At 49.4% G+C, this 8,669-nt stretch carries 3 protein-coding genes, 8 tRNA genes and 3 rRNA genes; 2 read left to right on the forward strand and 12 right to left on the reverse strand.

Annotated elements, in window-relative coordinates; genetic code table 11:
• Window positions 1-180, reverse strand: a 16S ribosomal RNA gene (locus tag I8U17_RS17220); the annotation flags it as partial.
• A gap of 424 nt (window positions 181-604) precedes the next feature.
• On the opposite strand from I8U17_RS17220, the gene I8U17_RS17225 reads away from it, so the two are divergent.
• Entirely contained in the window at window positions 605-2,050 is a 1,446-nt protein-coding gene (locus I8U17_RS17225) for an NAD(P)/FAD-dependent oxidoreductase (RefSeq protein WP_198056605.1), read from the forward strand.
• A gap of 134 nt (window positions 2,051-2,184) precedes the next feature.
• Here I8U17_RS17225 and I8U17_RS17230 read toward each other — a convergent pair whose 3' ends face one another.
• Entirely contained in the window at window positions 2,185-2,964 is a 780-nt protein-coding gene (locus I8U17_RS17230) for a hypothetical protein (protein WP_198059902.1), read from the reverse strand.
• Between the two features lie 542 nt (window positions 2,965-3,506).
• On the opposite strand from I8U17_RS17230, the gene I8U17_RS17235 reads away from it, so the two are divergent.
• Window positions 3,507-4,262 (forward strand): class I SAM-dependent methyltransferase, encoded by a 756-nt coding sequence (locus I8U17_RS17235; RefSeq protein ID WP_198056603.1) that lies wholly within the window; start codon window positions 3,507-3,509, stop codon window positions 4,260-4,262.
• Between the two features lie 325 nt (window positions 4,263-4,587).
• Here I8U17_RS17235 and I8U17_RS17240 read toward each other — a convergent pair.
• The 10 genes from I8U17_RS17240 to I8U17_RS17285 all read right to left on the reverse strand — a co-directional run bounded on the left by I8U17_RS17240 (window position 4,588) and on the right by I8U17_RS17285 (window position 8,651).
• Window positions 4,588-4,662: transfer RNA gene (locus tag I8U17_RS17240), tRNA-Gly, on the reverse strand.
• Between the two features lie 5 nt (window positions 4,663-4,667).
• Window positions 4,668-4,743: transfer RNA gene (locus I8U17_RS17245), tRNA-His, on the reverse strand.
• A gap of 26 nt (window positions 4,744-4,769) precedes the next feature.
• A tRNA-Thr gene (locus I8U17_RS17250) sits at window positions 4,770-4,845 on the reverse strand.
• A 6-nt stretch (window positions 4,846-4,851) separates the two neighbouring features.
• Window positions 4,852-4,926 (reverse strand) — tRNA-Asn (locus I8U17_RS17255).
• A gap of 3 nt (window positions 4,927-4,929) precedes the next feature.
• A tRNA-Gly gene (locus tag I8U17_RS17260) sits at window positions 4,930-5,003 on the reverse strand.
• Between the two features lie 4 nt (window positions 5,004-5,007).
• Window positions 5,008-5,093, reverse strand: a tRNA-Leu gene (locus I8U17_RS17265).
• A 77-nt stretch (window positions 5,094-5,170) separates the two neighbouring features.
• Window positions 5,171-5,255 (reverse strand) — tRNA-Tyr (locus I8U17_RS17270).
• A gap of 186 nt (window positions 5,256-5,441) precedes the next feature.
• Window positions 5,442-5,556: ribosomal RNA gene (gene rrf / locus I8U17_RS17275) — 5S ribosomal RNA — on the reverse strand.
• A gap of 4 nt (window positions 5,557-5,560) precedes the next feature.
• Window positions 5,561-5,637: transfer RNA gene (locus I8U17_RS17280), tRNA-Arg, on the reverse strand.
• Between the two features lie 73 nt (window positions 5,638-5,710).
• Window positions 5,711-8,651: ribosomal RNA gene (locus I8U17_RS17285) — 23S ribosomal RNA — on the reverse strand.
• Window positions 8,652-8,669 lie beyond the last annotated feature (18 nt).

The raw sequence follows: 8,669 nt of genomic DNA on the forward strand, positions 1-8,669 counted from the left end.
GGATTATCGGGTATTAGCACCGGTTTCCCGGAGTTATCCCCGTCTTGCGGGCAGGTTGCCCACGTGTTACTCACCCGTTCGCCGCTGGGTCCGATCCCGGAGGATCTTCCCCCGCACGACTTGCATGTATTAGGCACGCCGCCAGCGTTCATCCTGAGCCAGGATCAAACTCTCCGATAAAGAACTAGCTCAAAAAGAATCAACAGGTCATGCTTCACTCTTTAGTTTTCAAGGAACACATCGAAATTCTTTTTTCTCAACCGCGTTTCGCAGCGACAAAATAGATAATAACAAGATAAAATAAAGGTGTCAACACTTTTTTTAATAAAACCAATCTCTTTTCCACATCTTACTTTCAAGAAATGTTACAAAGACGGTTCTCCCCATCGAAATGCTCTCTGTATTCCTGTCTCCAGTCAAAATAAACGAACGATCCTACACGTATTCCAAAATATTATTCGTGTTTTTTACAGATACCCATTGATTTCTGTTTTTTGGTTTGATATAGTATCTAGGGTTTTGCAGGAGATGAGAAGTCAAGTTTTTCTTTCGAAAAAAGCCAAAGTTAAGGATAGAACATCCATGCCACTATGGAGGGATCCGAATGAAAACGAAATATGACGTCATCGTCGTCGGTGCCGGACCTGCAGGAATTTTCACCTGTTACGAGCTTAGTTTAAAAATGCCGGAGGCCAAAGTCCTGTTGATCGATAAGGGGCACGACATCTATTCGCGAAATTGTCCCATTTTACAGAAAAAAATTCAAAAATGCCCTCCTCCAGCGGGCAAAAAAGACTTCGCCGGATGTGTACCCGCTTGTTCCATCACCAACGGGTTTGGAGGAGCAGGAGCTTATTCTGATGGGAAATTTAATATCACCAGCGAATTTGGCGGATGGATGACCGATTACCTCTCAACGGATACTGTACTCGACTTAATCCACTATGTAGATCAAATCAATTTGCAACACGGCGCCACTGACACGATTACCGACCCCTTGACCGAAAAAGTCAAGGAAATCGAAAAACGCGCTTATTCCGCCGGCCTCAAACTCCTCCGGGCACAAGTCCGCCATCTCGGAACAGAACAAAACCTTAAGATCCTGGCCAGCATTTACGAATATCTGAATGGCAAAATCGACATGATGTATAAGACGGAAGTTCTCGATCTCATCACGGAGCGAATCGAAGGCAGACATCATGCGGTGGGAGTCGAGTTAAAGGACGGAACACAAATTTTTTCCAAACAGATCGTGATAGTGCCCGGGCGCGATGGTTCAGCCTGGCTGGCAAAACTTTTGCGGAAGCGTCGTGTGAAAATGTCTGCCAACCAGGTGGATATCGGTGTCCGGGTAGAAACAAGCAACATTGTCATGGAAGAGATTAACCAGCATTTGTATGAAGGCAAATTTATTTTTAATACCTCAGTCGGAACCCGGGTTCGCACTTTTTGCAGCAACCCATCCGGTCATGTTGTCGTCGAAAACCATTCTGGCATCATGCTGGCAAACGGTCATGCGTACAAAGATCCCAAACTCGGCAGCGAAAATACAAATTTCGCACTACTCGTTTCCCATAAATTCGATGATCCCTTTGATCAGCCGACCGAATACGCCCATGAAGTGTCACGTTTGGCCAATCAGCTCTCCAACGGCAGCGTCATTGTCCAAAAATACGGCGATATCCTGAAAGGAAGACGTTCAACTCCAAAGAGAATAAAAGAAGGATTTATCACTCCCACTTTGAAAGAAGCCGTTCCGGGAGACCTTGGTCTGGTCCTCCCCTACAACACGATGAAAAGCCTGATTGAAATGGTTGAGGCATTGGATAAGGTAACGCCAGGGATCGCATCGGAACACACACTGTTTTACGGAGTAGAAGCAAAATTCTACTCTGCCCGTCCAAAACTGAATGAACACTTTGAATCGGAAATTTCCGGACTCTATTTAGGGGGAGACGGAGCCGGAATCACCAGAGGACTTGCTCAGGCAAGTGCATGTGGCGTCTGGATTGCCCGCTCCATTATCACCAAAATGAAAAAAGGCGAATAATAAATGAAAACACCTCCGAATGGAATTACCATCAGGAGGTGTTTTTCGTATTATCGTGTTGCTTTATGGTTCCCGGCAATGGAGTAACCGGAGACCCGGGTTCCAATTAACGGGAACGATTCGAAGTTTAGAATCTAAACAGGGATGCTTTTCCCTTTATTGCGAACAGACAGAATATAGAGAGCGACCCCTAACAAAATGGCAACAAGTGCAAATACCATATTGATCGGATACTCAGTCGCTGTTTTGGGCAGTTGTCCTCCTTGCGGGGGTTGATGGCTGCCACCTCCCGGATTGTTCGTACCCGGTTGGTTTCCACCAGGATTGTTCCCTCCCGGATTGTTCCCTCCCGGATTGTTTCCTCCTGGATTGTTTCCACCAGGATTGTTCCCTCCTGGTTGATCACCGCCACCAGGTTGGCCAGGCTGACCGGGATTTTGGCATTTCACTCCCAGGTCGACATTAACAAGAACAACCTGACCGACGAGATGCGCACCAACCAACAGTTTCACTTTGACTACATAATAAGCACTTGCTTTGGGATGATATTCGATTTTAAACTCTTTATCTCCTTGACCAGGCTCGAAGACTCCGGATTTCACCAGTTTTCCCTGGCTGATGTCGGCTTCCTTGTTTGGAAGCTCGTAAATCTCGTAAGGAACCGTCGCTTTCAGATCAGCCCCCACAACGGCCAATAATTTTGCCAAGCTTTTCACAGTGACTTTCAGCACGATTGAATCGCAATCCGCCTTAACTTTAACCACATTTAAAAGGTTTGCTTTGGCAAAGAGTTTCAACTGCGCATCCAAGTTCACATTGACTGCCGCAGCAGACGAAACGGCCGGAAACACACTAAATGCCAACAAGAAGACAGCAAACAACACAGACAACAATGGTTTCGATTTTTTTACCATTATGTATCCCTCCTTTTGTGATAATATCTTTCCACAACTGTTTCAATTTTCCTTCTCTGAGATTTATTATATAAGCCCCAAAAAAATACAATTCATAATTTGTACAAATTTTGTTTCACTAAATACACCCAACATACGGTGGTTCACTTAAGTCTGACGAGCAGGTCATATCGCGTCTTCATACTCCTTAAACCTTGACTTCGCCAAACAGGCAAAGTCCGTTGTTTGATGAAGTTTCGGATTTTCAGGCAATATCATCCCATCAAAAATACATTTAGTTGATACCTTGTACTATGGCCAAATAGATGCTCGAAAATGCGGTATGATTCGGCGAGTGAGTGTAGGAAAAAGAAGTGCTTATTTCTGTGAGGCGGAAGAAGAAAGAGCGAAGGGGCTATTTTGATGGTTAGTCCCGAGACTGCTGACAAAGAAAGCAGGATGACAATCTTGTGTGTCAAAAAAATTAGTTTAGAACAGAGTCAAAATCCCACTCCAATCGAGAAGGCACTATTGAATTGGTTAAAAAAGCGAGGTGAAACCAGATGAAAGTGACAGATTATTCTCGGATTGCAGACCGATATGACCAAAATCCATACCGACGACAAATCGGACCTGATGAGAACTTGAAGCGATATTTTGCTCAGCATCCTGATCGAGAATTTCGCGTTTTGGACTTAGCATGCGGTACGGGATTATATTTGCAAAAACAATTACATGCCTTTGCATCGGTGTCGGTTGAATGGTACGGGTTAGATGCATCGCAAGCCATGTTGAATCAAGCGAAAAGGAGGGTTCCAAACGTCCGGCTGATTCAAGGATTGGCTGAAGAAATGCCATACGAACCGGAGAGCTTTGATGTAATAGTGAACCATTATGCTTTTCATCATTTCGCTGAAAAATCGAGGGTACTGGATGAGGTCACTCGTATATTGAAGAAAAACGGCATGTACAAGATGCACAACATCTCCATCCATGAAATGCGGCAATGGTGGGTGTATCAATACTTCCCTTCAGCGTATTTTGAGGATTTGAAGAGATTTTGGCCAAAAGATCTGATTTATCGTGAATTATCCGTAAGAGGTTTTCAAGTTGAACTGGACATCCGTTATAGAATGACTTCTATGCCGTTGACCGAATGTATGCAACATGCTCGCAATCGGGATATTTCTGTATTGACGTTAATTGATGAAAAAGACTATCAGGCAGGGGTGGAAAGATTGGAAACGGAGTTAAACCGCGATTCCGAAGCCAGCATCATCAATGATTTTGCAGAACTGCACTTGATTGCTGTGAAATAATAGGATCTACCCGATTCATCCGATAGGTGGCTCTTGTCCTGTAGATAGTTTGATCAAATTTTATACAACTTCTATTTTCTCCTTTTTTTAAAATCCATTGACAAACCCAGAAGAAATAAACCGCTGGGTTTGTCAATGGCCTCAGGCTATTCCGACAGATACCCCTCTTTTATAATTTCATTTCTAACTTGAATTATGTCATTCCATTCCAGCAGGGAGAATATCGCCTTCCGGGTACATCTTTCACCCCACAGACTGTGCCCATGCCGGGCGCACGAAAAAAGAGGAGAAAACACCAATCGGCATTCTCCTCTTAACGATTGATTGGAGCGGAAGACGGGATTCGAACCTGCGACCCTCGCCTTGGCAAGGCGATGCTCTACCCCTGAGCCACTTCCGCACTAATGGGGCGATCGGTGGGAATCGAACCCACGAATGCCGGAGCCACAATCCGGTGCGTTAACCACTTCGCCACGACCGCCATCAACAAAAATTTTTTAAGAACAGTGGAGCTTCCTACCAGGCTCGAACTGGTGACCTCTTCCTTACCATGGAAGCGCTCTGCCAACTGAGCTAAGGAAGCATTTTCTGGCTCCTCAGGCAGGACTCGAACCTGCAACCTACCGGTTAACAGCCGGGTGCTCTACCATTGAGCTACTGAGGAACATGGAGCGGGTGAAGGGAATCGAACCCTCGCATTCGGCTTGGAAGGCCGATGTTCTACCACTGAACTACACCCGCTTATTGGTGCGGTCGGCGAGACTCGAACTCGCACGGCCAGGGGCCACTACCCCCTCAAGATAGCGTGTCTGCCAATTCCACCACGACCGCAAACCATCACGAACCTTCGACACCCTGATTAAAAGTCAGGCGCTCTACCAACTGAGCTAATGGCTCAAAATTTGAACTGGTGGAGGGAGTAGGATTCGAACCTACGAAGGCAATGCCAGCGGATTTACAGTCCGCCCCAGTTGGCCACTTTGGTATCCCTCCAAAACGCTCAATTATCTCTTTCACAGATCTTAATGTTAACATATTGGATAAAAAAAAGCAAGTATTTTTTTCGATACTCGATGAAAACCGGCATTCTGATCCTGCGAAGCAAACCTTCCGGCATTCACAAAGAACCATTTAATTGATCACAAAAAAACCCATCTCAATCGAGATGGGTTTTTTTGTGCCTGGCAACGACCTACTCTCCCAGGGGTGAACCCCAAGTACCATCGGCGCTGGAGGGCTTAACTTCCGTGTTCGGGATGGGAACGGGTGGATCCCCTCCGCTATCATCACCAGACAGGTGGCGTGCCCTGGAAGATTCGAACTCCCGACCTTCTGATCCGTAGTCAGACGCTCTGTCCAGCTGAGCTAAGGGCACACAAGATATTCAGGTTTGAAAACACACCCTGAAAATAAGATTGGAATAAGGGTTGCAAGTGGAAGAGAAGTAGTAGGATAAGCCCTCGACCGATTCGTATCCGTCAGCTGAACACATTGCTGTGCTTACACCTCGGACCGATCTACCTTGTCATCTTCAAGGGGTCTTACTTCCACGAAGGAATGGGAAATCTCATCTTGAGGTGGGCTTCGCGCTTAGATGCTTTCAGCGCTTATCCCGTCCGCACTTGGCTACCCAGCGGTGCTCCTGGCGGAACAACTGGTACACCAGCGGTGCGTCCATCCCGGTCCTCTCGTACTAAGGACAGCTCCTCTCAAATTTCCTGCGCCCGCGACAGATAGGGACCGAACTGTCTCACGACGTTCTGAACCCAGCTCGCGTACCGCTTTAATGGGCGAACAGCCCAACCCTTGGGACCTACTTCAGCCCCAGGATGCGATGAGCCGACATCGAGGTGCCAAACCTCCCCGTCGATGTGGACTCTTGGGGGAGATAAGCCTGTTATCCCCGGGGTAGCTTTTATCCGTTGAGCGATGGCCCTTCCACACGGAACCACCGGATCACTAAGTCCGACTTTCGTCCCTGCTCGACTTGTCGGTCTCGCAGTCAAGCTCCCTTCTGCCTTTGCACTCTGTAGGCGCGATTTCCGACCGCGCTGAGGGAACCTTGGAGCGCCTCCGTTACCTTTTAGGAGGCGACCGCCCCAGTCAAACTGCCCACCTGACACGGTCCTCCCGCCGGCTGACGGCGGCGAGTTAGAACCCCGATACGGCCAGAGTGGTATCCCACCGGCGTCTCCACCGAAGCTGGCGCTCCGGTTTCAGCGACTCCCACCTATCCTGTACAAGCCGTACCTAGATTCAATATCAGGCTGCAGTAAAGCTCCACGGGGTCTTTCCGTCTTGTCGCGGGTAGCCTGCATCTTCACAGGCAGTACAATTTCACCGGGTCTCTCGTTGAGACAGCGTCCAGATCGTTACGCCTTTCGTGCGGGTCGGAACTTACCCGACAAGGAATTTCGCTACCTTAGGACCGTTATAGTTACGGCCGCCGTTTACTGGGGCTTCGGTTCAGAGCTTCGCTTGCGCTAACCCTTCCCCTTAACCTTCCAGCACCGGGCAGGCGTCAGCCCCTATACTTCGCCTTGCGGCTTCGCAGAGACCTGTGTTTTTGCTAAACAGTCGCCTGGACCTCTTCACTGCGGCCCCCTCGGGCTATTCACCCTACCGGGGCACCCCTTCTCCCGAAGTTACGGGGTCATTTTGCCGAGTTCCTTAACGAGAGTTTTCCCGAGCGCCTTAGGATTCTCTCCTCGCCTACCTGTGTCGGTTTGCGGTACGGGCACCTGCTTCCTCCTAGAGGCTTTTCTTGGCAGTGTGAGATCAAGAACTTCGGTACTTTAAATTTCCCTCGCCATCACGGCCTGGCCTTAAAGAAAGGACGGATTTGCCTGTCCTTTCAGCCTCACCGCTTGGACGCGCACATCCAGTCGCGCGATTCTCTACCCTCCTGCGTCCCCCCATCGTACAAACGGAATCAGGTGGTACAGGAATTTCAACCTGTTGTCCATCGCCTACGCCTTTCGGCCTCGGCTTAGGTCCCGACTTACCCTGAGCGGACGAACCTTCCTCAGGAACCCTTAGGCTTACGGCGGAGGGGATTCTCACCCCTCTTTTCGCTACTCATACCGGCATTCTCACTTCCAAGCACTCCACCGCATCTCACGATGCGGCTTCGACGCCGCTTGGAACGCTCCCCTACCATGTTGCCTTCGGCAACATCCACAGCTTCGGTGAACCGCTTAGCCCCGTTACATTTTCGGCGCAGAGTCACTTGACCAGTGAGCTATTACGCACTCTTTGAATGATGGCTGCTTCTAAGCCAACATCCTGGTTGTCTAGGCAACTCCACATCCTTTCCCACTTAGCGGTTACTTGGGGACCTTAGCTGGTGGTCTGGGCTGTTTCCCTTTTGACTACGGATCTTAGCACTCGCAGTCTGACTCCCGGAGGAAAAGTGGATGGCATTCGGAGTTTAACTGAGTTCGGTAACCCGGTGAGGGCCCCTAGCCCAATCAGTGCTCTACCTCCATCACTCCTGCTCCGAGGCTAGCCCTAAAGCTATTTCGGGGAGAACCAGCTATCTCCGAGTTCGATTGGCATTTCACCCCTACCCACACCTCATCCTATGGTTTTTCAACACCAAAAGGTTCGGGCCTCCATTCCGTGTTACCGGAACTTCACCCTGGACATGGGTAGATCACCCGGTTTCGGGTCGACGACTACGTACTCATGCGCCCTGTTCAGACTCGCTTTCGCTGCGGCTCCGGCTTCTCACCTTAACCTCGCACGCAACCGTCACTCGCCGGTTCATTCTACAAAAGGCACGCCGTCACTCCTCAAAGGAGCTCCGACTGATTGTAAGCACACGGTTTCAGGTTCTCTTTCACTCCCCTCCCGGGGTGCTTTTCACCTTTCCCTCACGGTACTGGTTCACTATCGGTCGCCAGGGAGTATTTAGCCTTGGGAGGTGGTCCTCCCAGCTTCCCACGGGGTTTCACGTGTCCCGCGGTACTCAGGATCCGTCTCGGAGGGCGAAGGATTTCGGTTACAGGGCTGTTACCTTTTATCGCGGGTCTTTCCAGAACCACTTCACCTATCCCTCGCCTTTCTCACTCCGTGTGAGACGTCCTACAACCCCGACAGACAAAGTCTGTCGGTTTGGGCTGTTCCCCTTTCGCTCGCCGCTACTCAGGGAATCGCGTTTGCTTTCTTCTCCTCAGGGTACTAAGATGTTTCAGTTCCCCTGGTCTGCCCCCGTCCATCCTATGGATTCAGATGGCGGTACCAGCTCTTCAAGCTGGTGGGTTGCCCCATTCGGAAATCCCCGGATCAACGCCTGCTTACGGCTCCCCGAGGCATATCGGTGTTCGCCCCGTCCTTCATCGGCTCCTGGCGCCAAGGCATCCACCGTGTGCCCTTAGTAGCTTAACCTGCTACGGTTTCTCTCCC

The organism is Thermoactinomyces sp. CICC 10521 (genome assembly GCF_016055135.1).
Lineage (GTDB): Bacteria > Bacillota > Bacilli > Thermoactinomycetales > Thermoactinomycetaceae > Thermoactinomyces_A > Thermoactinomyces_A daqus.